The sequence below is a fragment of the Aquabacterium soli genome (genome assembly GCF_003933735.1).
GTDB lineage: Bacteria > Pseudomonadota > Gammaproteobacteria > Burkholderiales > Burkholderiaceae_C > Aquabacterium > Aquabacterium soli.
This window is the reverse complement of sequence record NZ_RSED01000003.1, coordinates 133,668-159,957: the sequence shown is the minus strand read 5'-3', so window position 1 is coordinate 159,957 and position 26,290 is coordinate 133,668. Positions and strand designations below refer to the sequence as shown.

Annotated in this window: 20 protein-coding genes and 1 tRNA gene; 13 read left to right on the top strand and 8 right to left on the bottom strand. The window is 66.2% G+C overall.

The genetic code is table 11. The annotated features are described in order from the left end of the window. Window positions 1-51: 51 nt before the first annotated feature. The 3 genes from lpdA to aceE are packed head-to-tail and all read right to left on the bottom strand — an operon-like array spanning window position 52 to window position 6,020. The gene (gene lpdA, locus EIP75_RS04585) at window positions 52-1,911 is read right to left on the bottom strand and encodes a dihydrolipoyl dehydrogenase (RefSeq protein ID WP_125242057.1); all 1,860 of its coding nucleotides are present in this window, start codon (window positions 1,909-1,911) and stop codon (window positions 52-54) included. Window positions 1,912-1,914: 3 nt separating this feature from the next. Further along, complete coding sequence (gene aceF, locus EIP75_RS04580; RefSeq protein ID WP_125242056.1) at window positions 1,915-3,306, bottom strand: dihydrolipoyllysine-residue acetyltransferase; 1,392 nt, start codon at window positions 3,304-3,306, stop codon at window positions 1,915-1,917. Between the two features lie 11 nt (window positions 3,307-3,317). Then, a complete protein-coding gene (gene aceE / locus EIP75_RS04575) occupies window positions 3,318-6,020 on the bottom strand; it encodes a pyruvate dehydrogenase (acetyl-transferring), homodimeric type (RefSeq protein WP_125242055.1) in 2,703 nt (900 codons plus the stop codon). Window positions 6,021-6,167: 147 nt separating this feature from the next. Between aceE and EIP75_RS04570 the strand changes: the two genes are divergently transcribed. From EIP75_RS04570 to EIP75_RS04545, 6 genes are all read left to right on the top strand, one after another. Next, complete coding sequence (locus EIP75_RS04570) at window positions 6,168-8,726, top strand: PAS domain S-box protein (RefSeq protein ID WP_125242054.1); 2,559 nt, start codon at window positions 6,168-6,170, stop codon at window positions 8,724-8,726. Window positions 8,727-8,775: 49 nt separating this feature from the next. Continuing rightward, the gene (locus EIP75_RS04565; RefSeq protein WP_125242053.1) at window positions 8,776-9,426 is read left to right on the top strand and encodes a response regulator transcription factor; all 651 of its coding nucleotides are present in this window, start codon (window positions 8,776-8,778) and stop codon (window positions 9,424-9,426) included. Between the two features lie 82 nt (window positions 9,427-9,508). Then, the gene (gene folD, locus EIP75_RS04560; RefSeq protein WP_125242052.1) at window positions 9,509-10,369 is read left to right on the top strand and encodes a bifunctional methylenetetrahydrofolate dehydrogenase/methenyltetrahydrofolate cyclohydrolase FolD; all 861 of its coding nucleotides are present in this window, start codon (window positions 9,509-9,511) and stop codon (window positions 10,367-10,369) included. Between the two features lie 89 nt (window positions 10,370-10,458). Beyond that, complete coding sequence (locus EIP75_RS04555) at window positions 10,459-12,498, top strand: M3 family metallopeptidase (RefSeq protein ID WP_125242051.1); 2,040 nt, start codon at window positions 10,459-10,461, stop codon at window positions 12,496-12,498. Window positions 12,499-12,665: 167 nt separating this feature from the next. Further along, complete coding sequence (locus tag EIP75_RS04550; RefSeq protein ID WP_233584676.1) at window positions 12,666-13,268, top strand: glutaredoxin family protein; 603 nt, start codon at window positions 12,666-12,668, stop codon at window positions 13,266-13,268. A 6-nt stretch (window positions 13,269-13,274) separates the two neighbouring features. Next, entirely contained in the window at window positions 13,275-14,540 is a 1,266-nt protein-coding gene (locus EIP75_RS04545; RefSeq protein WP_125242049.1) for a TIGR03862 family flavoprotein, read from the top strand. A 20-nt stretch (window positions 14,541-14,560) separates the two neighbouring features. Here EIP75_RS04545 and rpiA read toward each other — a convergent pair whose 3' ends face one another. Further along, complete coding sequence (gene rpiA, locus EIP75_RS04540) at window positions 14,561-15,232, bottom strand: ribose-5-phosphate isomerase RpiA (RefSeq protein WP_199758498.1); 672 nt, start codon at window positions 15,230-15,232, stop codon at window positions 14,561-14,563. 5 nt (window positions 15,233-15,237) lie between these two features. Continuing rightward, a complete protein-coding gene (locus tag EIP75_RS04535) occupies window positions 15,238-15,999 on the bottom strand; it encodes an acetyltransferase domain-containing protein (protein WP_274379798.1) in 762 nt (253 codons plus the stop codon). 380 nt (window positions 16,000-16,379) lie between these two features. On the opposite strand from EIP75_RS04535, the gene EIP75_RS04530 reads away from it, so the two are divergent. Continuing rightward, window positions 16,380-16,574: a hypothetical protein gene (locus tag EIP75_RS04530; protein WP_125242239.1), complete on the top strand. Its 195-nt coding sequence runs from the start codon at window positions 16,380-16,382 to the stop codon at window positions 16,572-16,574. Window positions 16,575-16,754: 180 nt separating this feature from the next. On the opposite strand, the gene EIP75_RS04525 is transcribed toward EIP75_RS04530, so the two are convergent. The 3 genes from EIP75_RS04525 to EIP75_RS04515 form a co-directional block, all read right to left on the bottom strand. Continuing rightward, window positions 16,755-16,831, bottom strand: a tRNA-Val gene (locus EIP75_RS04525). 58 nt (window positions 16,832-16,889) lie between these two features. After that, window positions 16,890-19,190 carry a RelA/SpoT family protein gene (locus EIP75_RS04520; RefSeq protein ID WP_125242047.1) on the bottom strand — a complete coding sequence of 767 codons (2,301 nt, stop codon included), beginning with the start codon at window positions 19,188-19,190 and terminating at the stop codon, window positions 16,890-16,892. Then, window positions 19,187-20,134 carry an alpha/beta fold hydrolase gene (locus EIP75_RS04515; protein WP_233584675.1) on the bottom strand — a complete coding sequence of 316 codons (948 nt, stop codon included), beginning with the start codon at window positions 20,132-20,134 and terminating at the stop codon, window positions 19,187-19,189. The genes EIP75_RS04520 and EIP75_RS04515 overlap by 4 nt, the downstream gene beginning before the upstream one ends. A gap of 74 nt (window positions 20,135-20,208) precedes the next feature. On the opposite strand from EIP75_RS04515, the gene EIP75_RS04510 reads away from it, so the two are divergent. The 6 genes from EIP75_RS04510 (at window position 20,209) to grpE (ending at window position 26,186) form a co-directional block, all read left to right on the top strand. After that, window positions 20,209-20,991: a 3-hydroxybutyrate dehydrogenase gene (locus EIP75_RS04510; RefSeq protein WP_125242046.1), complete on the top strand. Its 783-nt coding sequence runs from the start codon at window positions 20,209-20,211 to the stop codon at window positions 20,989-20,991. A gap of 171 nt (window positions 20,992-21,162) precedes the next feature. Continuing rightward, on the top strand, window positions 21,163-23,154 hold the full coding sequence (gene mnmC / locus EIP75_RS04505; protein ID WP_233584674.1) for a bifunctional tRNA (5-methylaminomethyl-2-thiouridine)(34)-methyltransferase MnmC2/FAD-dependent 5-carboxymethylaminomethyl-2-thiouridine(34) oxidoreductase MnmC1: 1,992 nt from the start codon (window positions 21,163-21,165) through the stop codon (window positions 23,152-23,154). Between the two features lie 159 nt (window positions 23,155-23,313). Continuing rightward, on the top strand, window positions 23,314-24,237 hold the full coding sequence (locus EIP75_RS04500; RefSeq protein ID WP_125242044.1) for a hypothetical protein: 924 nt from the start codon (window positions 23,314-23,316) through the stop codon (window positions 24,235-24,237). Window positions 24,238-24,358: 121 nt separating this feature from the next. Next, window positions 24,359-25,009, top strand: coding sequence for a hypothetical protein (locus EIP75_RS04495; protein WP_125242043.1), 651 nt, complete (start codon window positions 24,359-24,361; stop codon window positions 25,007-25,009). 17 nt (window positions 25,010-25,026) lie between these two features. After that, window positions 25,027-25,464, top strand: coding sequence for an RNA-binding S4 domain-containing protein (locus tag EIP75_RS04490; RefSeq protein ID WP_125242042.1), 438 nt, complete (start codon window positions 25,027-25,029; stop codon window positions 25,462-25,464). Window positions 25,465-25,649: 185 nt separating this feature from the next. Next, complete coding sequence (gene grpE / locus EIP75_RS04485) at window positions 25,650-26,186, top strand: nucleotide exchange factor GrpE (RefSeq protein ID WP_125242041.1); 537 nt, start codon at window positions 25,650-25,652, stop codon at window positions 26,184-26,186. The last annotated feature ends 104 nt before the right edge of the window (window positions 26,187-26,290 follow it).

The window sequence follows — 26,290 nt, the reverse complement described above, 5'->3', positions numbered from 1 at the left end:
CCGTTGGGCGCCTTGCTCATCGTGCAAGGAAAATCCGGACGCGCTGCCGTGTCAGCGCTTGCGCACCGGCATCAAGTCCGTGCAGGTGCCATGCGCCGCTTCCGCAGCCAGGCCCACACTTTCGGTCAAGGTCGGGTGCGGATGGATGGTCTTGCCGATGTCGATTTCGTCGGCGCCCATCTCGATCGCCAGGGCCACTTCACCGATCAGGTCGCCAGCGTGCGTACCCACGATGCCGCCCCCGACGATGCGGTGGGTCTCGGCATCGAAGAGCAGCTTGGTGAAGCCCTCAGACCGGCCATTGGCCAGCGCGCGGCCCGAAGCAGCCCATGGGAACAGGCCCTTCTTGATCGCCCTGCCCTGCGCCTTGGCCTGCTCTTCCGTGAGCCCGGCCCAGGCGATCTCCGGATCCGTGTAGGCCACGCTGGGGATCACGCGCGCATCGAAGGCCGAGCGTGCCAGGGCCTCGTCGCCCAGCAGTTCGCCGGCGATCACCTCAGCGGCCACGTGGCCCTCGTGCGTGGCCTTGTGCGCCAGCATGGGCTGGCCCACGATGTCACCGATGGCGAACAGGCTGGGCACGTTGGTGCGCATCTGTTCGTCCACGGGGATGAAGCCGCGCTCGTTCACCGTGAGGCCCACCTTGTCTGCCCCGATCTTCCTGCCGTTGGGCGTTCGGCCCACGGCCTGCAGCACCAGGTCGTACACGCCGGCCTCCGGCGCCGCTTCGCCAGCCTTGGCCGATTCGAAGCTCACCCGGATGCCTTCGGCCGTGGCTTGCGCGGCGACCGTCTTGGTGCCCAGCAGGACGCGGCCGAAGCGCTTGGCGTTGAACTTCTGCCAGACCTGGACCAGATCGCGGTCTGCCCCGGGCATGAGGCCGTCGCTCATCTCGACCACATCGATGCTGGTGCCCAAAGCGCCATACACCGAGCCCATTTCCAGGCCGATGATGCCGCCGCCGATGACCAGCATGCGCTTTGGCACCTGCGGCAAGGCCAGCGCACCGGTGGAATCCACGATGCGGGGATCTTCGGGCAGGAAAGGCAGGTGCACGGCCTGCGAGCCCGCCGCGATGACGCAGCGCTTGAAGCTCACGGTGCGCGTCTCGCCGTTCTTGTCCTGGCCGGTGCCGGTGGTGCCTTCGAGCTGCAGATGGTGCGCATCAATGAACGTGCCGTAGCCGCGCAGCACCTGCACCTTGCGGGCCTTGGCCATGCCGTTGAGGCCACCGGTGAGCTTGCCCGTGACGGCATTCTTGTGGGCGCGCAGTTTGTCCAGGTCCAGCTGCGGTGCGCCATAGCTCACGCCCAGCGCATCGAAGTGGCGGACCTCGTCCATCACGGCGGCCACGTGCAGCAGAGCCTTGGATGGGATGCATCCCACGTTCAGGCAGACACCGCCCAGCTCGGCATAACGCTCCACCAGGATCACCTTCAGGCCCAGGTCGGCCGCGCGGAAGGCAGCGCTGTAACCCCCAGGGCCGGCACCCAGCACCAGCACATCGCAGTCGGTTTCAGCGGGTGCATCGACGGCCGGGCCCGGTTTGGGCTGGGCCGGCGCGGGCGATGGCGGTGTGGGCGCGGCCGTCGACGCGGGCGGGGCCGTGGGAGTTGCGGCCGAAGCCGCCACAGGCGCAGGCGGTGCTGGCGCCGTGGCAGAAGCCTCGGCCCCTTCCACGTCCAGCGTCAGGATCACCTGGCCCTGGCCCACGCGGTCGCCCAGCTTGATCCTGATCTCGCCCACCACGCCGCCTTTCGGCGAGGGCACCTCCATGGACGCCTTGTCAGACTCCAGGGTGATCAGGCTCTGCTCCGCGTTGATGCGGTCGCCGGGCTTGACGAGGATCTCGATCACCGCCGCATCGGCGATGTCGCCCAGATCGGGCACGGGAATGTCGATGAAGGCCATGTCTTACACCACCACGCGTCGGAAATCCGCCAGCAGGCTGGCCAGATAGGTGTTGAACTTGGCTGCCGAGGCCCCGTCGATGACGCGGTGGTCATAGCTCAGGCTCAGCGGCACGATCAGTCGGGGATCGAAGCCCGAGCCATTCCACACCGGCTTCATGGCTGCGCGGCACACGCCGAGGATGGCCACCTCGGGCGCGTTGATGATGGGCGTGAAGGTGGTGCCCCCGAACCCGCCCAGCGACGAGATCGAGAAGGTGCCGCCCTGCATGTCGCCCGGTGCGAGCTTGCCGTCACGTGCCTTGGCGGCCAGCGCAGCTGTTTCAGCAGCCAGTTGGGCCAGGCTCTTGGTGTCCACATCACGGATCACCGGAACGACCAGGCCGTTGGGCGTATCGGCCGCGAAGCCGATGTGCACATACTGCTTGAGCACCAGGTCATCGCCATCCAGCGAGGCGTTGAACTGCGGGAAGCGCTTGAGGGCCACCGCACAGGCCTTGAGCAGGAAGGCCAGCAGGGTGAACTTGGGGCCGTTCTTGGCGTGCTCTTCGTTGAGCTTGACGCGGAAGGCTTCCAGTTCGGTGATGTCGGCCTCGTCGTTGTTGGTGACGTGGGGAATGCGCACCCAGTTGCGGTGCAGGTTGGCACCCGACAGCTTCTTGATGCGCGACAGTGGCTGGCGCTCGATGGGGCCGTACTTGGCGAAATCCACCTTGGGCCAGGGCAGCAGGGTCATGCCGCCCAGGTCGGCAGCGCCGGCCGGGCTGGCAGTTGCTGCGGCAGGTGCCGCGCCAAGCGCCATCACCCCCTTGACGAAGTTCTGGACATCGACATGGGTGATGCGCCCCTTGGGACCGGAGCCAGGCACCTTGTCCAGCGCCACACCCAGTTCACGCGCAAAGCGGCGCACGGACGGCGAGGCATGGGGAACGCCTCCCTCAGGCGCTGGCGGCTCGGCGGAGGCCAGCGATGCCGTTGGGTGCGTGCGCTCGGCCGGCGCAGAGGTGGAAGCAGCAGCCGGCACAGGCGCAGGCCCCGCCACAGGCACGGCCGGCGCCGCGGGTGCTGCGGCAGGCGCGGCGGCCGGTGCAGGGCTGGGTGCTGCAACACCGCCCTCCACTGCCCCAGGCGCGGCCTCGGTGGCGGACACGTCGGCGGCGCCAGATTCAAGCACGGCGATGACGGAGCCCTGGCTCACCTTGTCACCCAGCTTGACGCGCAGTTCCTTGAGCACGCCTCCCTGGGACGACGGCACCTCCATCGAGGCCTTGTCGGATTCGATGGTGATCAGGCTTTGCTCGGGCTTGACGGTATCGCCGGGTTTGACGAGCAGTTCAATCACGGCCGCATCGGTCACGTCACCGATGTCGGGCACGGTCAATTCAATCAAAGGCATGACGGACGGCCTCAGGCATACAGGGGGTTGATCTTGTCGGCGTTGATGCCGTACTTCGCGATGGCTTGCGCGGCCTTGTCGATCGGCAGCACGCCGTCATCGGCCAGCGCCTTGAGCGCGGCCACGACGATGTAGTGGCGGTTGATCTCGAAGTGCTCACGCAGGCGGTAGCGGAAGTCGCTGCGGCCAAAACCGTCGGTGCCCAGCACCTTGTAGCTGCGCCCCTTGGGGATGTAGGCGCGGATCTGCTCCGGAAGGGCCTTCACGTAGTCGGTGGAGGCCACCACGGGGCCCTGATGCGCGCCCAGTTGCTTGGTCACGAAGGCTTCCTGCGCCGTCTGGCCGGGGTGCAGCAGGTTCCAGCGCTCGGCGGCCTGGCCGTCGCGGGCCAGTTCGTTGAAGCTCGGGCAGCTCCACACGTTGGCGCTCACGCCCCAGTCCTTGGCCAGCAGGTCGCGTGCGGCGATCGATTCGCGCAGGATCGAGCCCGAGCCCAGCAGGTTCACGCTGGGCGCGCCCTTCAGCTCGCCCTCCTGCAGCAGGTACATGCCCTTGATGATCTCGGCCTCGGTGCCCTGGCGCAGGCCGGGCTGGGCGTAGTTCTCGTTGAGCAGCGTCAGGTAATAGAACACGTTCTCCTGCTGCTCGACCATGCGCTTCATGCCGTTCTGGATGATCACGGCCACTTCGTGTGCGAAGCTGGGGTCATAGCTCAGGCAGTTGGGAATGGAGCCGGCCCACAGCTGGCTGTGGCCGTCTTCGTGCTGCAGGCCTTCGCCGTTGAGCGTGGTGCGCCCGGAGGTGCCGCCCAGCATGAAGCCGCGCGCCTGCATGTCGCCGGCCGCCCAGGCCAGGTCGCCAATGCGTTGCAGCCCGAACATCGAGTAGTAGATGTAGAACGGCACCATGATGCGGTTGTTCGTGGAGTACGACGTGGCCGCCGCCATCCACGAGCTCATGCCGCCCGCCTCGTTGATGCCCTCCTGCAGGATCTGGCCGGCCTTGTCCTCGCGGTAGTACATGACCTGGTCCTTGTCGACCGGGGTGTACTTCTGGCCTTCAGGGGCGTAGATGCCGATCTGGCGGAACAGGCCTTCCATGCCGAAGGTGCGGGCCTCGTCGACCAGGATGGGCACGATGCGCGGGCCCAGTTGCGCATCGCGCAGCAGCGGGGTCAGGCAGCGCACGAAGGCCTGGGTGGTGGATATCTCGCGGCCTTCGGCCGTGGGCTCGAGCACGGTCTTGAAGGCTTCGAGCTCGGGCACCTTGAACTGCTCGTCGGCCTTGGGGCGGCGCTTGGGCAGGTAGCCGCCCAGGGCCTCGCGGCGCTCGCGCAGGTAGGTCATCTCCGGCGTGTTCTCGGCCGGCTTGATGAAGGGCAGCTTGGCGATGTCTTCGTCGGCCACGGGGATGTTGAAGCGGTCGCGGAACACCTTGATGTCCTCGTCCGTCAGCTTCTTGGTCTGGTGCGCGGTGTTCTTGCCCTCGCCGCTCTTGCCCATGCCGAAGCCCTTGACCGTCTTGATCAGCAGCACGGTGGGTTGGCCCGTGTGGTTCACGGCCGCGTCGTAGGCCGCATACACCTTCTGCGGATCATGGCCGCCACGGTTCAGGCGCCAGATGTCGTCGTCGGACAGGCGGGCCACCATCTCCAGGGTGCGCGGATCGCGGCCGAAGAAGTGCTGCCGCACGAAGGCGCCATCGTTGGCCTTGCAGGCCTGGTAGTCGCCGTCAACCATCTCCATCATGATCTTGCGCAGGATGCCGTCCTTGTCGCGGGCCAGCAGCGGATCCCAGTAGCTGCCCCACAGCAGCTTGATCACGTTCCAGCCGGAGCCCCGGAACTCGCCCTCGAGCTCCTGCACGATCTTGCCGTTGCCGCGCACCGGGCCGTCCAGGCGCTGCAGGTTGCAGTTGACGACGAAGATCAGGTTGTCGAGCTTCTCGCGCGCGGCCAGGCCGATCGCACCCAGCGATTCGGGTTCGTCCATCTCGCCGTCGCCGCAGAACACCCAGACCTTGCGCTTGGAGGTGTCGGCGATGCCACGGGCATGCAGGTACTTCAGGAAACGGGCCTGGTAGATGGCCGTGATGGGCCCCAGGCCCATCGACACGGTCGGGAACTGCCAGAACTCCGGCATCAGCTTGGGATGCGGGTAGCTCGACAGGCCCTTGCCACCGACTTCCTGGCGGAAGTTGATGAGTTGTTCTTCGGTGATGCGGCCTTCCATGTAGGCGCGGGCGTAGATGCCGGGCGCCGAGTGGCCCTGGATGTACAGCAGATCACCGCCATGGCCTTCATGGTCGCCATGCCAGAAATGGTTGAAGCCGATGCCCAGCATCGTGGCCAGCGAAGCGAAGGACGAGATGTGCCCGCCCAGGTCGCCGCCGTCTTCGGGGTGGTGGCGGTTGGCCCGCACCACCATCGCCATGGCGTTCCAGCGCATGTAGCTGCGCAGGCGCTCTTCGATGTCCAGGTTGCCGGGGTGGTGGGCTTCGTCCTCGACCGCGATGGTGTTCACGTAGGCCGTGTTGGCCGAGAACGGCATGTCGATGCCGGCCTGGCGGGCGTGGTCGAGCAGGTTTTCCAGAAGATCGTGGGCGCGGGCACGGCCTTCGGTCTCGATCACGCCAGACAGCGCATCGAGCCATTCACGGGTTTCCTGGGGATCCATGTCCATGGATGCGGACGGGATCGGATCAAGAGCAGACATGGGTGAAGTCTCCTTAGTATGAAGGCCGGTACCCCAGTATGGACACCGGTCCATGTTCGCCACCATGGATAAATGGTGCAAACCACGGCGAATTTAGCCTCAATTCCGGGATTGGCGTGCGTGGGAAACCACATTGATAATTTGAGGATGGTTTTTCCTTCGACCACTCCTCATCTGCCCCCGCCCCAGCCACCCCGTCAGGCGGGCAACGCCCGGCGTCTTTTCTGGCGTTGGTGGCGCCAGCAATCGCCCAATGCACAAGACCGCTACGCCACGCTGGGCCCCCTGGTGTCCGTTATGCTGTTCCTGGCGGCCATCATCGTGGCCTTCTGGTACCTGCGCAACGAAGAGCTCGAGCGCGAGCAGGAGTCGGTCAAGCGCGACACCGAGGTCGTGCAGCAGCAGATCCGCCTGCGCCTGATCGAAAACCAGGAGCAGTTGCTTCGCCTGGCCCGGGAAATCAGCATCCGTGCCGTGAACCCCGAGCAGTTCATGAACCAGGCGGCCGATTTCGTGCGTGCCCGCCCCGAGGTGCTCAGCGTGAGCTGGGTGCAGGCCGACCAGCGCATCAAGGCCAGCCAGAGCGGCATGAACTCGCCACTGGACGCCAGCCGGGGCATGGACCTGGATTTCTACACGCCCCACACCGACAACTTCGTTCAGCCGCTGTTGCCCCAACGCGACGAACCCCGCAGCGCCTTCCGCATGGCCCGCGAGCGCAGCCAGCCGGTCTACTCTCAGGCGTATCAAAACACCAACGGCCTGCGCGTGGTACAGGTGCACGTGCCGCTGATCGACCGCAGCGGCTTCGTCGGCACGCTGGTGGCCGAGTATTCGCTCGATTCGCTGATGCGCTTTCTGGTGCCGCGCGAGATCGCCTCGCGCCATGCCATGAGCCTGATCCAGATCAACGGGCAGCGCCTGACCAGCGCCGTCAGCCCGATCAGCGACAGCCCGGCAGCGCGGCCCACCTTCGTGCACGAGGTGATCGTCACACCGGTGGGCAATGGACTGCTGCTGCGCGGCGAGGGGTTCAAGACCTCCTCCAGCCTGATCGGCAACACGCTGTTCTGGATGGTCGTGGCCCTGTCCGGCTTCACGGTGTGGACCCTGCTGGGCACCCTGCAGCACATGCGCCGACGGACCGACATCCAGAAGACCCTGGTGCAGGAGACCAACTTCCGCCGAGCGATGGAAAACTCCATGCTCACCGGCATGCGCACCATCGACCTGGAAGGCCGCATCACCTATGTGAACCCTGCTTTCTGTGCGATGACGGGCTTTTCGGAGCAGGAACTGCTGGGCTGCACCCCGCCCTACCCCTATTGGCCGAAAGACCGCCTGGACGAGTTCAACCGCATGTTCCAGCAAGAGCTGCTCGGCCGCAGCCCTACAGGCGGCCTGGAGGTGGTGGTACAGCGCCGTGATGGCAGCACCTTCGACGCCCGCATGTACGTCTCGCCCCTGATCGACGCCCAGGGTGACCAGACCGGCTGGATGACCTCCGTCACCAACATCACCGAGGCCAAGCGCGTGCGTGACCAGCTCAGTGCCGCGCACGAGCGGTTCACCACCGTGCTGGAGGGCCTGGACGCGGCCGTGTCCGTGGTGTCCGTGCAGCAGAACGAGCTGCTGTTCGCCAACCGCTCCTATCGCCTGTGGTTCGGCGGCTCGCCCGAGGCGCACATGCAGCTCACCGGTGGGGATGTGTCCGCCGACATCGCCGCGGCCGACTCCGACGATTCGGTCGACAGCTTCGGTGGCCTGCCCACCCAGCACCTCACCGATGCCGGCGGTGACGCCCGCGAGGCCTTCGTCGATTCGGTGCAGAAGTGGTTCGATGTGCGCGCCCGCTACATCCAGTGGACGGACGGCCGCCTGGCCCAGATGCTGATCGCGACCGACATCACCGAACGCCGAGAGGCCGAAGAAGCTGCCGCCCGCCAGGCCGAGAAGGCCCAGTTCACCAGCCGCCTGATCACCATGGGCGAGATGGCCTCGACCGTGGCGCACGAGCTGAACCAGCCGCTGGCGGCCATCTCCAACTACTGCAGCGGCATGATCAGCCGCATCCGCAACGGCGCCATCGACAACGACGGCCTGATCGAGGCGCTGGAGAAAACCTCTCGCCAGGCCCAGCGAGCCGGACAGGTCATCCACCGCATCCGCCAGTTCGTCAAGCGCAGCGAACCCCAGCGCCAGATGACCCGCATCAGGGAAATCACGGATGCCGTCCTCGACCTGGCCAGCTTCGAGATGAAACGCCGGCGGGTCACCCTCAATGCCGTGATCGGCCAGCGCCTGCCCAACATCAGTGTTGACCCCATCCTGATCGAGCAGGTGTTGCTGAACCTCCTCAAGAACGCGGCCGAGGCCATCGACAACGCCGAGACGCCCCAGTCGCGCCGCATCGTCGACCTGCGCGTCACCCAGAAACAGTCGGAAGACCAGGGTTCCGTGATCGAGTTCACGGTCAGCGACGGTGGGCCGGGCATGAAAGAGGAGATCCTCGACAAGCTGTTCGAGGCCTTCAGCTCGACCAAGGCCGACGGCCTGGGCATCGGCCTGAGCCTGTGCCGGTCCATCATTGAGTCTCATCATGGCCGCATCAAGGCCGAGAACATCTACAATGCTTCACTGGTGACGGGTTGCCGTTTCACGTTCACCCTCCCGGTCGACACCGCACCGGGCGGCGGCGTGGCCTGACGACGGCCTGTCATGGCCCTCCCACCTCAACGAACGATCTGCACAACCCATGAGTCTGATCCCCAAGAAAGGCACCGTCTACGTGGTCGATGACGATGAAGCCGTGCGCGACTCGCTGCAATGGCTTCTGGAGGGCAAGGACTACCGCGTGCGTTGCTTCGATTCGGCCGAGTCCTTCCTGGCTCGCTTCGATCCGCGCGAGGTCGCCTGCCTGATCACCGACATCCGCATGGACGGCATGAGCGGCCTGGAACTCCAGGACAAGCTGCTCGACCGCAAGTCGCCCCTGCCCATCGTGTTCATCACCGGCCACGGCGACGTGCCCATGGCCGTGAACACCATGAAGAAAGGCGCGATGGACTTCATCGAGAAGCCGTTCAAGGAAGACGCCCTGGTGTCCCTGGTCGAGCGCATGCTCGATGAGGCCCGCGTGGCCTTCTCGCAATCGCAAGAGGCCGCCAGCCGTGACGCGCTGCTGTCGCGCTTGACCACCCGCGAGGCCCAGGTGCTCGAACGCATCGTGGCCGGCCGCCTGAACAAGCAGATCGCCGATGACCTGGGCATCAGCATCAAGACGGTCGAGGCCCACCGTGCCAACGTGATGGAAAAGCTCAACGCCAACACCGTGGCCGATCTGCTCAAGATCGCCCTGGGTGCCAGCGGCCAGCCGGGCGCGCCCGCCCCCGCCGCCAAGCCCTGAGGCGCTCCCGCTCACCACAAGGCCGCCTGACCGCGGCCTTTTTACATTTCCGATCCCTGATTTCCTTTCGAAAGACCTTGTCATGACCGCCCAACTGATCGACGGCAACGCCTTGTCCAAGCAACTGCGCGGCGAGGTGGCCACCCGTGCCGCGGCCCTCACCGCCCAGGGCCTCAAGCCCGGTCTGGCCGTGGTGCTGGTGGGCGACAACCCCGCCAGCCAGGTCTACGTGCGCAACAAGGTCAAGGCCTGCGAGGACGCCGGCCTGCACTCCGTGCTCGAGAAGTACCCCGCCACCATGACCGAGGCCGAGCTGCTGGCCCGTGTCGAGGCGCTCAACAACGACCCGAGCATCCACGGCATCCTGGTGCAGCTGCCCCTGCCCGCCCACATCGACGACCACAAGGTGATCGAAGCCATCTCGCCGCTCAAGGATGTGGATGGTTTCCACGTGGCCAGCGCGGGCGCCCTGGTCGTGGGCCAGCCCGGCTTCAAGGCCTGCACGCCCTATGGCTGCATGAAGATGCTCGAATCCATCGGCCTGGGCAACCTCAAGGGCAAGCACGCCGTGGTGATCGGCCGCAGCAACATCGTCGGCAAGCCCATGGCGCTGATGCTGCTGCAGGCCAACGCCACCGTCACCGTGTGCCACAGCGGCACGTCTGACCTGGCCTATCACACCCGGCAAGCCGATGTGGTGGTGGCCGCCGTGGGCAAGCGCAATGTGCTCACGGCCGACATGGTCAAGCCCGGCGCCGTGGTGATCGATGTCGGCATGAACCGCGACGACGAGGGAAAGCTGTGCGGCGACGTCGACTTCAGCGGCGTGAAGGAAGTGGCCGGCTGGATCACCCCCGTGCCCGGCGGGGTCGGCCCCATGACGATTACGATGTTGCTGGTCAACACCATGGAGTCTGCCGAGCGCGCACTCCAGGCGCGTTGAGCGGCGCGTTGCGGTAATCTGGCGTCAACCCGGCGCCAGCCTCATGGCGCCACCGTTGAAATCAAGCCAAACACCTTCAGCTAGGCACCATGAGCTCCAATCCTTTGCTTGACACCGCCGGCCTGCCCCTTTTCGACCAGATCAAGCCCGAGCACGTCACGCCCGCCGTGGACGTGCTGCTGGCCGAGGCCGAGGCCGCCCTCGACAAGGTCACCGGCCCCGACGTGCCGCCCGACTACGACGCGCTGTCCCTGCTGCTGGACGTGACGACCGAGAAACTCGGCCGCGCCTGGGGTGCCGTGGGCCACCTCAATGCCGTGGCCGACACGCCAGAGTTGCGAGCGGCCTACAACGAGAACCTGCCGCGCCTGACCGAGTTCCACACGCGCCTGGGCTCTGACGAGCGCCTGTACGCCAAGTACAAGGCCCTGGTCGTCTCCCCCGAAGGCCAGCGTCTGAGCCCACCCCGCGCCCGCGCATTGGACAACGCCCTGCGCGGTTTCGTGCTGGGCGGCGCCGAGCTCAAGGGCGAGGCCAAGGCCCGCTACGCCGCCATCCAGGAAGAGCAGGCCGCCCTGTCGCAGGCCTTCTCCGAGCATGTGATGGACGCCACCGACGCCTTCAGCCACTACGCCAGCCTGGATGAGCTGGCCGGCGTGCCGCAGGACGTGATCGACGCCACCCGCGCTGCGGCCCAGGCCGAAGGCAAGGACGGGCACAAGCTGACGCTGCACATGCCGTGCTATCTGCCGGTGATGCAGTACGCCACGCACCGCCCGCTGCGTGAAACGCTCTACCGTGCCTACGCCACCCGCGCCAGCGAGTTCGGCCCGGCCGAGCGCGACAACAGCGCCCTGATGCAGAAACTGCTGGCCCTGCGCCAGGAAGAAGCGCAACTGCTGGGCTACGCCAACTTCGCCGATGTGTCGCTGGTGCCCAAGATGGCCCAGACGCCGCACCAGGTGATGGAGTTCCTGCGCGACCTGGCCAAGCGTGCCCGCCCTTATGCCCAGAAGGACATGGACGAACTGCGCACCTTCGCGAAGGATCATCTCGGCCTGCCTGATCTGCAGGCCTGGGACACGGCCTTCGCCAGCGAGAAGCTCAAGGAAGCCCGCTACGCGTTCAGTGACCAGGAGGTGAAGCAGTACTTCACCGAACCCACCGTGCTCAAGGGCCTGTTCGGCCTGATCGAGACCCTGTTCGAAGTGCAGATCAAGCCCGACACCGCGCCCGTGTGGCACGACACGGTGCGCTTCTTCCGCATCGAGCGCGCGGGCGCGCTGGTTGGCCAGTTCTACCTGGATCCCTATGCCCGTCCGGGCAAGCGCCCCGGCGCCTGGATGGACGACGTGCGCGGCCGTTGGAAGCGTCCCGACAACGGCCAGACACAGACGCCCGTCGCGCACCTGGTGTGCAACTACGCTGCAGGCGTCTGTGGCAAGCCCGCCCTGCTCACCCACGACGACGTCACCACGCTGTTCCACGAGTTCGGCCATGGCCTGCACCACATGCTGACCCAGGTCGAAGACATCGGCGTGGCCGGCATCAGCGGTGTCGAGTGGGACGCGGTCGAGCTGCCCAGCCAGTTCATGGAGAACTTCTGCTGGGAATGGGCCGTGGTGCAGCAGCTCACCCACCATGTGGACACCGGCGAATCGCTGCCGCTGGAACTCTTCGCCAAGATGATCGCGGCCAAGAATTTCCAGAGCGGCATGATGACGCTGCGCCAGATCGAGTTCTCGCTGTTCGACATGCGCCTGCATGCCGAGCCGGGCAACGACCAGCGCGTACAGCAGGTGGTCGATGAGGTGCGACTGGAAGTCGCCGTGAACATCCCGCCGGCCTTCAACCGCTTCCAGCACAGCTTCTCACACATCTTTTCTGGCGGGTATTCGGCTGGCTACTACAGCTACAAGTGGGCCGAGGTGCTGTCGGCCGACGCCTATGCCGCCTTCGAGGAGGCTGCCACGCCCGAAACCGGCGTGCTCAATGCCGAGGTCGGCCGCCGGTACCGCCAGGCCATTCTGGAAGCGGGCGGCAGCCGCAGCGCCATGGACAACTTCAAGGCCTTCCGGGGCCGCGAGCCCAGCATCGATGCGCTGCTGCGCCACCAGGGCATGGCTTGAAATAAACGTAAAACCGTTCCCGTCCGGGTCAACCCAGGGACCGGTGATGCCGTTGTGCAGGGTACAGTCCGGCCATCCGGACACCGGTTGTCGAGAGTTCAAACATGCCCCGTTTCCAGAAGATTCCAATCCACGTGCTGGCAGCTGTCCCAGCGGCGCCTGCCGCCATGGCCGCTTTGGTGCTCGGCACCGCGGCCCTGATGGTGTCGACTCCGGCATGGGCGCTCTATAAAGTGATAGGTCCAGATGGCAAAGTCACCTATACCGACCGAGCGCCGACCGACAAGCCTGCGCAAGCCTTGCGCACCAACGGCTCCGTGAGTTCGACAGCCAACCTGCCCTTTGAGCTGCGGCAGATTGCGGGCAAATACCCCGTTACGCTGTACACCACCAAGGACTGCCCTCCTTGCGACTCTGGCCGTCAGAGCCTGCGACAGCGCGGCATCCCGTTCACTGAAAAGAGCGTCGGCACCAGTGCGGACCTTCAGGCACTGCAACGCCTGGAAAACACCCAGCAACTGCCCGTGCTGCGTGTAGGCAACCAGCAGGTCAAGGGCTACTCCGAATCCGAATGGCAGAGTTACCTTGACGCAGCGGGCTACCCGAAGCAGTCGGCGCTGGCGGGCTACCAATGGGCTGATGCCACACCGCTGGCCCCTCCCGCCGCGTCTGCCCCGGCGGCCAAAGGCCCTGCCAACACCCGTGAACCAGGCGCATCCACCGGTTCCGGCAGTTCTACCCCACCGCCTCCTACCGGCTTTCGTTTCTAAAATCTCATGGCACAACACCCACGGGTCGCCATCGTCGGGGGCGGCCCGGCGGGTCTCATGGCCGCCGAAGTCCTGGCCCAGGCTGGCGCTCAGGTCGATCTGTACGACGCAATGCCCTCGGTCGGGCGCAAGTTCCTGCTGGCAGGCCGCGGCGGACTCAACCTGACCCATTCCGAACCCCTGCTTCCTTTCCTGAGCCGCTACGCTGAGCGTGAGCCCGAGCTCACACCGCTGGTTCAAGCCTTCACGCCTGAGCAACTGCGCGAATGGGCCGAAGCGCTGGGCATCGGCACCTTCATCGGCAGTTCTGGCCGCGTCTTCCCAACCGACATGAAGGCCGCCCCGCTGCTGCGTGCCTGGCTGCACCGCCTTCGCACGCTGGGTGTGCAGTTCCACATGCGCCACCGGTGGCAAGGGTGGGCCGACGACGGCCAGGCCCTGCGATTTGGGAGTCCTGCCGGCGACATCACGGTTCAGGCTGATGCCCTCGTTCTGGCCACGGGCGGCGCCAGTTGGGCCCGCCTGGGCTCCGACGGTGCCTGGGTGCCCTGGCTGCAGGCGCGTGGTGCCGAGATCGCAGAACTGCGTCCCGCCAACTGTGGCTTCGATGTCGGCCCGACCGCCCCCGGGCGCACGGGCTGGAGTGAACACCTGGCCTCTCGTTTCGCGGGCCAGCCCGTCAAGCCGGTGGCACTGAGCTTCACCAACCATGAAGGCCAGGTTCGGCGTCAGCAGGGAGAGTTCGTGATCACGGCCACGGGCATCGAGGGCAGCCTGATCTACGCCTTCTCGGCGCTTCTACGCGAAGCGGTGCTCGCTCGCGGGCAGGCCACGTTCCATCTGGATCTGCTGCCTTCGCACTCTCCCGAGCAGGTGCTGGCCGAGACACGTCGCCCCAAGGGCCCGCGCAGCCTGTCCACGCACTTGAAGAGCCGCCTGGGCATCCAGGGGCTGAAGATGGCCTTGCTGCATGAGCTGCTCACGCCCGAGCAGTTGCAGGATCCCGCCCAGTTGGCGACGGCGCTCAAGGCGCTGCCGATCACCGTGATCGCTGCGCGCCCCGTGGATGAGGCCATCAGCACGGCCGGGGGCGTGCGCTTCGAGGGCCTCACGCCCGGGCTGATGCTTCACAGCGTGCCGGGTGTGTTCTGTGCAGGCGAGATGCTGGACTGGGAAGCCCCCACCGGCGGCTATCTGCTCACCGCCTGCTTCGCCACGGGCCGCCAGGCGGCACGCGGGCTGCTGGGCTGGTGGGGCAGCCGCGCCAACTGACAGCGGGCCGCGGAGGGCCTTCAGAACGCCAGCGTCTTGACACCCTCCGGCGTGCCCAGCAGGCAGACCGAGGCCTTGTTGCGGGCGAACACGCCCACCGTGACCACACCAGGCCATTGGTTGATGTCGGCTTCGAATCGGGCCGGCGACTCGATGTTCAAGCCGCTCACATCCACGATCACATTGCCGTTGTCGGTGGTGACGCCTTCGCGCACCTTGGCCTGGCCACCCAGCTTCTCGAAGCCCCGGATCACCTGCGCAGCGGCCATCGGGATCACTTCGACCGGCAGAGGGAACTTGCCCAGCACCAGCACCAGCTTGGATTCATCGGCGATGCAGACGAACTTCTCGGCCAGATCGGCCACGATCTTCTCGCGCGTGAGGGCTGCGCCGCCACCCTTGATCATGAAGCCGGCGTGGTCGATCTCATCGGCGCCATCGATGTAGACACCCAGCGAGGTCACCGACTCGGAGGGCTGCACCTTGATGCCCAGGGCGGTGAGCCGCTCCGTGCTGCGCACCGAGCTGGACACGGCACCGCTGATGCGGCCGGGATCAGACTTGAGTGCCTCGCCCAAGGCGTCGATGAACTTGTCCACCGTCGAGCCGGTGCCCACGCCCACGATCGCGCCTTGCGGCACATAGTCCAGGGCCGCACGGCCCACCAGGGTTTTCAGCTCGTCTTGCGTCATCGTCGTCATGAGGGAGTTCTCCAGAATTGCAGCCACAGCACCAGCCCGCCGATCAGCAGCGGCTGGTGCACCATGTAGAACGTCAGGCTCCAGCGGCCCAGCAGCGCCAGGCCCTGGGCCGGCGCACCGGTGGCGCCCACCAGCCAGCGAGGGTGGCGCGCCAGCAGCCACTGCGTGGCCGCCAGTCCCCACCACATCACGCCCAGCCACGGCAGCACGGGCACGTAGTCTTCGGTGATGGGCTTGGCGGTGACCAGGCCCACCCAGTTGGTCCAGCGCGTATCGAACCATGGATGCTGCACGAATTGAGGCAAGGCCACAGCCACAGCGCCCAAAAGCCACAACCAGCGGCCCAGCGGCGCACTCAGGCGCGCGATGACCAACATCACGGCCATGCCGTGCAGCACGCCGAAATAGATGAAGCTGTCCGGGAACATGAGGGCGCTGCTGGCGCTCACGGCCAGGGCGCAGCCGGCCACCTGGGCCCAGCGTTTCCAGAAGCGGGGCCAGGTCTGCCCCTGCGCCGTGGCGATGGCCTGCCCTGCACCGGCACACAGCAGGAAGCCGGACAGGATCAGCGTGCGCTGCCAGGTCCACACCGGATCACGGTAGAAGTTGGCCTCGATCACGCCATAGTGGCTGAGATCGAAACAGAAGTGGAAGAACGCCATCCACACCAGGGCGATGCCCCGCAGGGCATCCAGCCGACCGAAACGGCTGGCGGCAGGCGCCTGCTCGGCGCGGATAGAGGGTCGGGGTGGGCGCACGGGGCTGGGGTTCACTGAATAGGCAGCCCCGATTTTCTCATCCCTGAGCCATGCAAGCCGGGCACCAGGGAAAGGTGTGACGCACTCTCTTGCGCAAGGCTCACCCAGCGTCGGCTGTTCAGTTCCTGCCTAGGCGGAATGGCTGCTCACCAGCACCAAGGTGGCACTGCACTGGGTTGTGGCCATCTGGGTCAGTTCGCGGCCAATCAACGGGCACGCTTTGACGAGTTGCCCTCCAGACCTTGCGACGCACTCGCGGTCATCGAGCGGGCTTGTGGCCGTTTGCACATGGGGCGCCCGTGAAAGGCGCTACAGTCGCAGGCAGGGTGTCATCAGTTCCCGGTATCCGGGCCATGACAACCATGAAAGGATCCCGCACGATGCCAAAGCCAAACTACCAGTTCGAAAAACGCCAGCGCGAGTTGGAAAAGAAGAAGAAGAAAGCCGAAAAGGCGCAACGCAAGGCGCACGCGGGCGAAGAGCCTGCCCAGAATCCGGACGACGCGGCAGGTGATGCGCAAGAAGCTCAGGAGCAGCAGCCATCTGAGCCCCAGGCCAGCGTCCAGCCTGCCTGAACACATTGAACAACGGGGCTGCGTGCCCCGTTTTTTGTCAGCGCTGTTGTCAGCGTTTCATGAGCCGTGACGCATGAACCCGCCTTGGATTGCTGCGCCAGACAGCACCAGACAGCACCAGACGAAAAAGCCACGCAAACGAAAAGGCCCCGGTTTCTCATGAAACCGGGGCCATTCATTTGGTAGGCGCGATTGGACTCGAACCAACGACCCCCACCATGTCAAGGTGGTGCTCTAACCAGCTGAGCTACGCGCCTGGAAGACCATGACTATAGCATGATTCTTTGGGCTTTCGCAAATTTCAGTCTTGATGTGTCATTTGCGTCGCGCCCGGATCACGCCACCGACCTGCCCCACCTTGCTGAGCACCGGGGCCAGGCGTGCGGTGTCGGTGGTCTGCACCGTCAGCGTGATGGTGACGTGGTCGCGGTGGCTCTGGCTCTGCATGGCCGACACATGCGCCTTGCCTTGCGCAAAGGCATCGCACACATCGCGCAGCAGGCCTGGCCGGTCATGCGCTTCCACCTGCACATCCACCGAATACAGCCCGCTCTTGTCGGTGGGCTGGGCGCCCCAGGCCACGGGGATCACGCGCTCGGGGTGGCGCCCTGCCATCTGGCGCAGGTTGCTGCAATCGGCGCGGTGCACGGCCACGCCCTTGCCACGTGTCACATAACCACCGATGTTGTCGCCCGGCGCGGGCTTGCAGCAGCGGGCCAGCTGCGTGAGCAGTGAATCCATGCCCACCACCAGCACACCCTTGCCCGCGGCTGGCGCAGCAGCCGTGTCGCCGCGGCTGAGCCTTTGCGCGATCAGTTGATCCGCATCAGGCGCTGGCTCGGCGGGCTTGAGCACGGCCTCGATGTTGCGCAGTGAGTACTCGTCCTTGCCCACCACCTCGAACAGGGCGTCGGCCGCGCGAAAGCCCAGTTGTGCCGCCAGATCGTCCAGCTTGAGCGCCGTCTTGCCGGCGCGCTGCAGCAGCTTTTCGACCGCATCACGTCCCTTGGCGATGGTGGCCTGCTGGGCCAGTGCATTGAACCAGGCGCGCACCTTGGCCCGGGCGCGCGGGCTGCGCACATAGCCCAGCTCGGGGTTGAGCCAGTCCATCGAGGGGCCGCCTTCCTTGGCGGCGATCACCTCAACGGTCTGGCCGCTGCTGAGCGGTGTGTTCAGCGGCACCATGGCGCCGTCCACACGGGCGCCCCGGCAGCGGTGCCCCAGGTTGGTGTGCACTGTGTACGCAAAATCCACCGGTGTCGCGCCCAGCGGCAGATCGATGATCGTGCCTTCGGGCGTGAACACATAGATGCGGTCATCAAACAGGCCGGCACCGCCCTGCTGCCCGGTCGCATCGGCTTGGGCCAGGTCGCGCTCCCAGGCCAGCAACTGGCGCAGCACGGTCTTGCGGGCCTCGGCAACGCGGCTTTCGAACTCGCCCGCAGCATGCACCCCGGCATAGCCCTTGGCACCGGCTTCCTTGTAGGCCCAGTGCGCGGCCACACCGCTTTCGGCATGTTCGTGCATGGCCTGGGTGCGCAACTGGATCTCGATGGGCCGGCCCGCGTCGTCCAGCACCACGGTGTGCAGCGACTGGTAGCCGTTGGCCTTGGGCCGCGCGATGTAGTCCGAGAACTCATCGGGCAGCGGCCGCCAGAGTTCATGCACGCGGCTCAGGGCCTCGTAGCAGGCATGCACGTCGGGCACGATCACGCGCAGGGCCTGCACGTCGAACACGCGCTCGATGGGCAGGTCCTTGCCCTGCATCTTCTTCCAGATGCTGTACAGGTGCTTGGGGCGCCCCTGCACCTGAGCATCGATGCCGGCAGCGCGCAGGGTGTCCTGCAGCCGCACGCGGGCGGCCTCGACACTGCGCTCTCGCGCCACGCGGGTCTCGTCCAGCATGCGGGCGATGCTTTTGTAGGTGTCCGGCTGCAGGAAACGGAAGGACAGATCCTCCAGCTCCCACTTGATCTGCCAGATGCCCAGGCGGTTGGCCAGCGGCGCGAACACCTGCATGGATTCACGCGCCAGTGCACGCGGGCATGGCAGCTTGCTCTCGGCGTAGTGGCGCAGGGTCTGCAGGCGCGAGGCCAGGCGCAGCAGCACCACACGCAGATCGCGCGAGAAGGCCAGCAGCATCTTGCGGATGCGCTCGACCTGCTCGGCGGGCAGCGGCCCGTCGGCCTGGTCACCCAGGGCATCCCGGGCGCTGCGCTGCACCTGCACCAGCTTGCGCGTGGCCCCGACCAGGTCGGCCACGTCCTGACCGAAGGCTCGCCCGATCACCTCTTCGGCAGGCGTCAGGTACTCGCCGGCGTAGACCAGGTAGGCCACGGCCTGCAGGGCGGGCGGCGCACCGATGCCCTTGAGGATGGCACTGACGCCATCGGCATGGCGCAGCGCGTGCTCGCCTGTGTCGAAGCGCTGGTGGCTCAGCAGGGGCTCGGCGAAGGCCCGGGCACGAACGAGCAGTTGCTCGCCGTCCAGGGTGTTGCCGGCACCGGGCGTGGGTGCCAGGTCGGCCCATTCGACAATGGCCGCAGCTTGTGGGTCGGCCGGCGTGCCGGCGGCATCATGGCCGGGGGCACTGGGCTGGAGAAAACCGGTCTTCATGCGAGCAGGAAACCCTCCACCGCCTGCACCTGGTCAGGGGCGATCAAGGTGGGTGCATGGCCCACGCCAGGGAACTCGATCAGGCGGGCGCGCGGGCCGCGTTCGGTCATCTGCCGGGCAGTGTCGGCATCGAGCAGGTCGGAGTTCTGACCGCGCAGCAGCAGCACCTCGCAGCGCAGCGCGTCATACACCTGCCACAGCATGGCCTCGCCCGAGGTCGCGCTGTCGGCCGTCAAGGTCTTGAAGGGCTCGGCGATGGCGGGGTCGTAGTGCAGGATCAGGCTGCTGTCTTCATCGGCCGTGTCCACGCGCAGCAGGGGCCGCGACAAGGCCAGCCATTGCTCTGGCGTGTGCGGGCCGAAGCCGGCAGAGATCGACCACAGGTAATCGGCAGCCTCCTGCTCGGTGGTGAAGCGCTTGGGCAGGCCCAGGTAGCTGCCGATGCGGTGCAGGGCCTCGATGCGCAGGCGCGGGCCGACATCATTGAGCACCATGCGGCGCAACTGGATGCCCGAAGCTTCGGCAGGCAGCGACGACAAGCCCAGGCCGATCAGCCCGCCCATCGAGGTGCCCACCCAGTCCACCGTCATCGGCGCGGCCAGGCCCTTGGCTTCACGCAACTGCTTGAGCATCACCGCCATGTCACTGGCGTAGGTGAACACTTGGTAACCCCGCGGGTCGGCCAGCCAGTCGGATTGACCTCGGCCGACCACGTCCGGGCAGACCACGTGGTAATGGCTGCTCAGGGCGCGCGCCAGCACATCGAAATCACGGCCCTGGCGGCTGAGCCCGTGTACGCACACCAGCACGCGCGGGTTGGCCGGGTCTCCCCAGGACCAGTAGGCCATGCGGTGGCTGTCTGGCGAGCGCAGGCTGGCGCCCGGGCAGTCCACGAAGGCCAGCTCGGGCTGGGCATCGGAGGCTGTGATGGTGGCTTGATTCATGCTGAGGATCCGTGTCGTCGGCCCATAATGGCCCGAAGTCTTGATTGTGTGCTCATGACCCGTAGGAGGCCTGCATGTTGAAAGGAAAAACCGCCCTCGTCACCGGCTCGACCAGTGGGATTGGGCTGGGCATCGCCCGGCAGTTGGCGGCGCAAGGTGCGAACATCATTCTCAACGGCTTTGGCGATGCCGATGCGCCACGGGCCGAAGTGTTGCAGGCGGGCAGCGCCCATGGCATCCGCGTGGGCTATCACGGCGCGGACATGTCCAAGCCGGCAGACATCGTCGACCTGTTCAAGTTCGCCGAGTCCGAATATGGGGTAGTGGACATCCTGGTCAACAACGCCGGCATCCAGCACGTGGCCAATGTGGAGGATTTTCCCGTCGAGAAGTGGGATGCCGTCATCGCCATCAACCTGAGCTCGGCCTTCCACACCACGCGCCTGGCGGTGCCGGGCATGCGCGCGAAGAACTGGGGCCGCATCATCAACCTGGCCTCTGCCCACGGGCTGGTGGCTTCGGCGGGCAAATCGGCCTACGTGGCAGCCAAGCACGGGCTGGTCGGCCTGACCAAATCCGTGGCGCTGGAAACAGCCACCACCGGCGTCACCTGCAACGCCATCTGCCCCGGTTGGGTGCTCACCCCACTGGTGCAGAAGCAGATCGAGGCCCGCGCTGAAAAAGGCGGCATCAGCGTCGAGCAGGCACAGAAGGAATTGCTGGGCGAGAAACAGCCCTCGCTGCAGTTCGTCACGCCCGAGCAACTGGGTGACCTGGCCGTGTTCCTGTGCTCACCTGGCGCGAGCAATGTGCGGGGCGTGGCCTGGAATGTGGATGGAGGCTGGGTGGCGCAGTAAGCAGGGCTTCGCTCTGTGCGTCCCGCAGGTTGCCAAGCATTTGATCCAGGGCTGCGAGTCAGCATGGCAGCGTACGCGGGAGCGCATTTCCGCCCTCGATAATGGCGGATGCCCTCCCGCAAGATCTCCCCAGCCATATTGGGCGATAGCCCCTCGGCACAGGCCGTCGGCGTGCCCTACTCGCCACAGTATGACGACGTCTACCACATGCCCGCCGGTGCCTGGGTGCAGGCGCAGCGCGTGTTCTTGGAGGGCAATGGACTGCCCGGGCGCTGGCAGAAGCATGATCGCTTCGTCATTTTGGAAACCGGATTCGGGCTGGGCAACAATTTCCTGGCGACATGGGCAGCTTGGCGGGCCGACCCGGCGCGATGCACACGCCTCGTTTTCATCTCCATCGAAAAGCACCCTCTCCGCACCGATGACCTGGCCCGGGTGCACGCCCACATCGATGATCAGGGATGCGACGAAGCCCATCAACTGGCAGAACGGTTGCGTCGGGCCTGGCCACCGCTGACACCCGGACTGCATACACTGGATTTCGACGAGTCGGACCTGCCGGGTGCATCAGCCCGGCATGGTGTCAGCCTGCTGCTGTGCCTGGGCGATATCGCGGACATCCTGCCGTCTCTGGTGGCCTCGGTCGATGCCTTCTACCTGGATGGATTTGCACCCGCCAAGAACCCGGAAATGTGGGGCGACGCCTTGATCAGCCGGCTCGACCGCCTCGCAGCCCCCCATGCCACTGCGGCCACCTGGAGCGCGGCACGCAGTGTGCGCGATGCACTCAGCCGCGCTGGATTCCAGGTCGAAAAGGTGCCCGGCTTCTGCGGCAAGTGGGACATGATCCGGGCCCGCTTCGTGCCGCGTCATGTGCCCAAGCCTCTCCCAGGGGGGCATTGGCCTGCTCCTTTGGCCCACCAGCGGGAGGCCTTTGTGCTTGGTGCCGGACTGGCAGGCGCTGCCGCTGCCTGGGCGTTGACCCGGGAAGGCTGGCAGGTGACCCTGCTGGACCGCCATGCCGAACCTGCCCAGGAGGCTTCCGGCAATCCCGGGGGGCTTTTCCACGGCATTCTTCATGCGCAAGACAGCCTGCACGCACGGGCGCATCGCGCTGCCGCCCTGGCCACGTCTTCGCTCGTTTCCCCATGGATGCATGAGGGCCGGATCGCAGGCGAGTGCGGCGGCCTGCTCCGCCTCGAGCCCAGGCTGGACAACGCCCAGGCCATGGCCCGCCTGGCGCATCTCGGGCTGCCCGACGAGTACGTGACCTGGCTGGATCAGGCACAAGCAAGCCGGCTGGCCCAACTGCCCCTGCCCAGTGGAGCTTGGCTGTTCCGGCAAGGCGGTTGGCTGAGCCCTGCTGACTATGTCGGCCAGTTGATCGAAATGGCATCCTCCACAGGCCTCCTGCACCGTCACCTGGGACATTCGGTGGCCCAGCTGCGACGCACGCCCCAAGGCCGGTGGCAGGCCGTGGACGCACAAGGGCGGCTGCTTGCCGAAGCGGCCCACGCGGTGCTGGCCTGCGCGACAACCCTGCCCCAGCTGCTGGACCAGCTTGGCTCCGACGTGAAGCCCGCCCCACTGCCCGTGACACCCATCCGTGGCCAGATCAGCTGGTTGCCCGGCGAACAGGCGCGGTGCCCCGATCTGCCCGTGGCAGGTGCAGGCTATGTGCTGTCCCTGCCCGATGGCCACGTGCTATGCGGTGCCACCAGCCATCACGACGATGGCGACGCCGCCGTGCGCTGGTCAGACCATCATCACAACCTTCAGCAAGCCACCCGCCTGGGCGCCTTGCCGGAAGGTCAGACGTTCGCCCCCGGTGCACTGCGAGGCCGCGTCGGTTGGCGCGCCAGCACCCCGGACCGATTGCCCCTGGTGGGCGCCCTGCCTGCAATGCCCGGGCCAATGCCGGGCGATCGCCCTTGGCCCGAGCAGGTCCGCAAGGTGCCGCGTCTGCGTGACGAGCATGGTGGCCTCTACGTGATTGGCGGGCTGGGTTCGCGAGGCATCACCTGGGCGGCATTGGCCGGGCGCTTGCTGGCCCACTGGATCACCGGCAGCCCCTGCCCCCTGGAGGTGGACCTTCGCGACGCCATGGACCCGGCTCGGTGGGCTCTGCGCCGCGCGTCACCCCCCGCTCAGCCACCCCTCTGAATCGAAGGCCTGGGCACGGCGAAGCCTTGCCGGATAATCCGCACCATGCCCTACAAGCAATCCTGTACGCCTACCACAGCGGCCGAGCGCCTGGCCTATACGCAATGCGGAGCGCTGGATCGGCTTTTTGCATCGCCGATGACCCAGGGATACATGTCCATGAGCATGGCCTGCCAGGTCAGCACCCTCGACGCTTTCCCCAGCGTACTCAACGGTGACTTCGAGCTGGACGGCCCAGTGGTGAGGGCCCTCGCCCTGCAACTGGCACAGACCAATCCTGACCAGGCAGCCTTGCTGTTGGCGTCGCGCATTCCACCGGAACAACTGGCGGCAGCCGCGAAGGATGACAAGGCCATCGATCGCCTGCTGTCCGCCACGGGTGACAGCGTGTATGGCGCCGGCAACATCGTGGGCAACGCTTCCGCGCTCAATGAGGCCGCATTGCGCGCCGCCTGGCAGCGGCAGGCCCGCAACGGCTTTCAGGCACTGATTTCCGGCGCGAAGACCGGCACCATCCGACTGAGCCCCCACATCACCATCGAACCGCGGAACATCGGCAAGGGCGGTCAGCTGCGCAAGGGCGCCCGAATGATCGTGAGAGTCCGGGGGTTGCCCATGACGGTGCTGCACTCGCTGCCCTCGCCCTTCATCTCCAAGGCAGGCGGACAGTTCAGCGCCATGCGGGTCGGTGCCCGCGACATGCAACGCATGGGACAAGCCACAGCCGCGCTGGCCGATGCCCGGGTGCAGTCCAGCCGGCTGCTGCGCGCGGCCTCCGGCAAGGTAGGGGGAGGCGTCTTGGCTTTTGGCCCCAGCGCTGTCCTGGATTTCGGAGCCAGTGCCCGTTGGGTCGACAACTCGGTCGAGGTCGACTGGAAAGGGTTTGCCGTCCGGTCCGCCAAGAGCCAGAGCGGCAACCTCGTCGGCTTCGTGGCCGGTGCTGTGGCTGTGGGTGTGGTCTCTACCGTGGGCTGGCCGGTGGTGGTCATCGGGCTTGCGGCAGGCCTGGTGGCTCAGATCGCGTGGGGCGCCACGGGCATGGACGAGATGGCCGAATCGAAGGCCCGCGAACTGCTGCGCTGACATGCTTCACCCGCCAGACGAGTTCAAGAAACTACGAGGGCTGGCATGGTCTGCGCCTGGCATGGCCATGTTCGGGTGTGGCTTCGCCTTGTGGGCACATGGCGTACGCCCAGGCGAGCTGGTGCTTGCCGTCACCGGGCTGATCATGGCTGTGCTGTTTCTGCTGGCCCAGCAAGCCATTTGGGTTTCTCCCTGGGGTAGCCGCTTCCAGCAGGTGGCCAGCTTGGCTGCATTCGTGACCATGGCGCTTCCCTGGGCCTTGATGCTTCCTCCGTTGCTGAAAACCGACGTGGTGACACCCGTCTGGCGCAGCATCCTGATCGCCGGTGCACTCACGGTCATCCTGCTGATCAGTGCCTTCGTGCATGCGCGATGTGCGGTCATCGACATGCAAGCCAAGTCACTAGACTGGCCTACTTGCCGGATCGACCTGCGCAAACACCTGATTCGACGTGCGGTGTCGCAGGAGCCTACCGGGCACTGGGCCATTGCACCGGCCATGGTGGGCGGGCTGTCGGTGGTGCTCTTCCAGTTGTTGCGCTCGCTGCTGCCGGCGCAAACCTTGGTGTTGGGGGCCTCTCTGGGCGTCCTGGCAGGCACGGCGTGGATCTGCGCCATGCCGCTGGCGCGCGCTCTGGGGCAAGGCTGGCAGCTTCAGCAGATCGAACGGCAATCGGGCTCCCGGTTCAAAAGCGACCAATGCCAACGCCTGAACACCGAGCGGATGAAATCGGCACTGGGCCGCTGGTGGTCAAGGCGGCAGCCCAATTAGCAACCTTTGACACGGCCATGAACGACAGATCAGCGCCCGCTGTGCAAGACCGTCTCCGTCTGGACAAATGGCTGTGGGCCGCCCGCTTCTACAAGACCCGCAGCCTGGCCGCCGAAGACATCGACAAGGGCCGCATCCAGGTCAACGAACAGGTGGCCAAGGCCTCGCGCGAACTGCGCCCCGGTGACCGGGTGGACATGCGCCAGGCCGGTGGGCTCGTTCGCACCGTCGTCGTGCAGGCCCTGAGCGCCGTTCGAGGCCCCGCTCCGCAAGCCCAACTGCTCTACACAGAGACCCCCGGCAGCATCCAGCGCCGCCAGCAGTACGCCGAGCAGAGACGCCAGGGGGTGGAGCCGGCCGACACCCTCCAGCAAGGCCGCCCCACCAAGCGCGACCGCCGAGACTTGGCCGACTGGCAGCGCTGGTCCGCCAGCGTGGACAAGGACCACGGCTGACCCGCATCCCGGGCGACAACATCGCCAGCCGCAAAGAGGGCAACAATGCCGTGGTGATGCGCTGGCCAGCTAGGCGCCGGTCAATTTTGTTACAAAATGGCCGGTTTTTCTTCCTGGCGTCCTCTTGAAGGGGCTTGAGCCGCCCTGATATGCGCAGGGTTTTCCAATTTTCCAAAGACACCGAGATGAGCGACACACCCGTCTACCCGGATCCGGCCGATGCTCCTGGCGCCCAAGCCAACGACGCGGCCCTGTCCCTGGAACAGCAATTCGCGGAATTGCAGGCCAAGCACGCCGAGGTCTCTGATGCCTACCTCCGCGCCAAGGCCGAGGCCGAGAACACGCGCCGCCGCTCTGAAGAAGAAGTGAGCAAGGCTCGCAAGTTCGCGGTCGAGTCCTTCGCCGACAGCCTGCTGCCCGTGAAGGACAGCCTGGAGGCCGCCATTGCCACCCACGTGAGCCAGCCCGATGCTCCCGCGGCCACGGTGCTCGAAGGCGTGCACGCCACGCTGCGCCAGTTGTCGGCCGCGCTGGAGCGCAACAAGGTGCTCGAGATCAATCCCTCCGCAGGCACCCGATTCGACCCCCACCACCACCAGGCCATCAGCATGATTCCGGCCGATCAAGAGCCCAACACCGTGGTCGGTGTGCTGCAGAAGGGCTACTTGATCGCCGATCGCATCCTGCGCCCAGCCCTGGTCACGGTGGCAGCGCCCAAATAAGCAGAAAAAGCGCCTTTTCAGGCCCTCAAAGGGCTTGAAAACCTCAAAAACACACACAAGTACAGCGACAACAGGCCAGCCACCGCGCGGCCACCCCGCTTAAG

What these genes read in the sequence shown, in the direction of transcription:
- lpdA (WP_125242057.1), bottom strand. Translation starts at nt 1,911, where the DNA reads ATGGCCTTCATCGACATTCCCGTGCCCGATCTGGGCGACATCGCCGAT.
- aceF (WP_125242056.1), bottom strand. Translation starts at nt 3,306, where the DNA reads ATGCCTTTGATTGAATTGACCGTGCCCGACATCGGTGACGTGACCGAT.
- aceE (WP_125242055.1), bottom strand. Translation starts at nt 6,020, where the DNA reads ATGTCTGCTCTTGATCCGATCCCGTCCGCATCCATGGACATGGATCCC.
- EIP75_RS04570 (WP_125242054.1), top strand. Translation starts at nt 6,168, where the DNA reads ATGGTTTTTCCTTCGACCACTCCTCATCTGCCCCCGCCCCAGCCACCC.
- EIP75_RS04565 (WP_125242053.1), top strand. Translation starts at nt 8,776, where the DNA reads ATGAGTCTGATCCCCAAGAAAGGCACCGTCTACGTGGTCGATGACGAT.
- folD (WP_125242052.1), top strand. Translation starts at nt 9,509, where the DNA reads ATGACCGCCCAACTGATCGACGGCAACGCCTTGTCCAAGCAACTGCGC.
- EIP75_RS04555 (WP_125242051.1), top strand. Translation starts at nt 10,459, where the DNA reads ATGAGCTCCAATCCTTTGCTTGACACCGCCGGCCTGCCCCTTTTCGAC.
- EIP75_RS04550 (WP_233584676.1), top strand. Translation starts at nt 12,666, where the DNA reads ATGGCCGCTTTGGTGCTCGGCACCGCGGCCCTGATGGTGTCGACTCCG.
- EIP75_RS04545 (WP_125242049.1), top strand. Translation starts at nt 13,275, where the DNA reads ATGGCACAACACCCACGGGTCGCCATCGTCGGGGGCGGCCCGGCGGGT.
- rpiA (WP_199758498.1), bottom strand. Translation starts at nt 15,232, where the DNA reads ATGACGCAAGACGAGCTGAAAACCCTGGTGGGCCGTGCGGCCCTGGAC.
- EIP75_RS04530 (WP_125242239.1), top strand. Translation starts at nt 16,380, where the DNA reads ATGCCAAAGCCAAACTACCAGTTCGAAAAACGCCAGCGCGAGTTGGAA.
- EIP75_RS04520 (WP_125242047.1), bottom strand. Translation starts at nt 19,190, where the DNA reads ATGAAGACCGGTTTTCTCCAGCCCAGTGCCCCCGGCCATGATGCCGCC.
- EIP75_RS04515 (WP_233584675.1), bottom strand. Translation starts at nt 20,134, where the DNA reads ATGAATCAAGCCACCATCACAGCCTCCGATGCCCAGCCCGAGCTGGCC.
- EIP75_RS04510 (WP_125242046.1), top strand. Translation starts at nt 20,209, where the DNA reads ATGTTGAAAGGAAAAACCGCCCTCGTCACCGGCTCGACCAGTGGGATT.
- EIP75_RS04500 (WP_125242044.1), top strand. Translation starts at nt 23,314, where the DNA reads ATGAGCATGGCCTGCCAGGTCAGCACCCTCGACGCTTTCCCCAGCGTA.
- EIP75_RS04490 (WP_125242042.1), top strand. Translation starts at nt 25,027, where the DNA reads ATGAACGACAGATCAGCGCCCGCTGTGCAAGACCGTCTCCGTCTGGAC.
- grpE (WP_125242041.1), top strand. Translation starts at nt 25,650, where the DNA reads ATGAGCGACACACCCGTCTACCCGGATCCGGCCGATGCTCCTGGCGCC.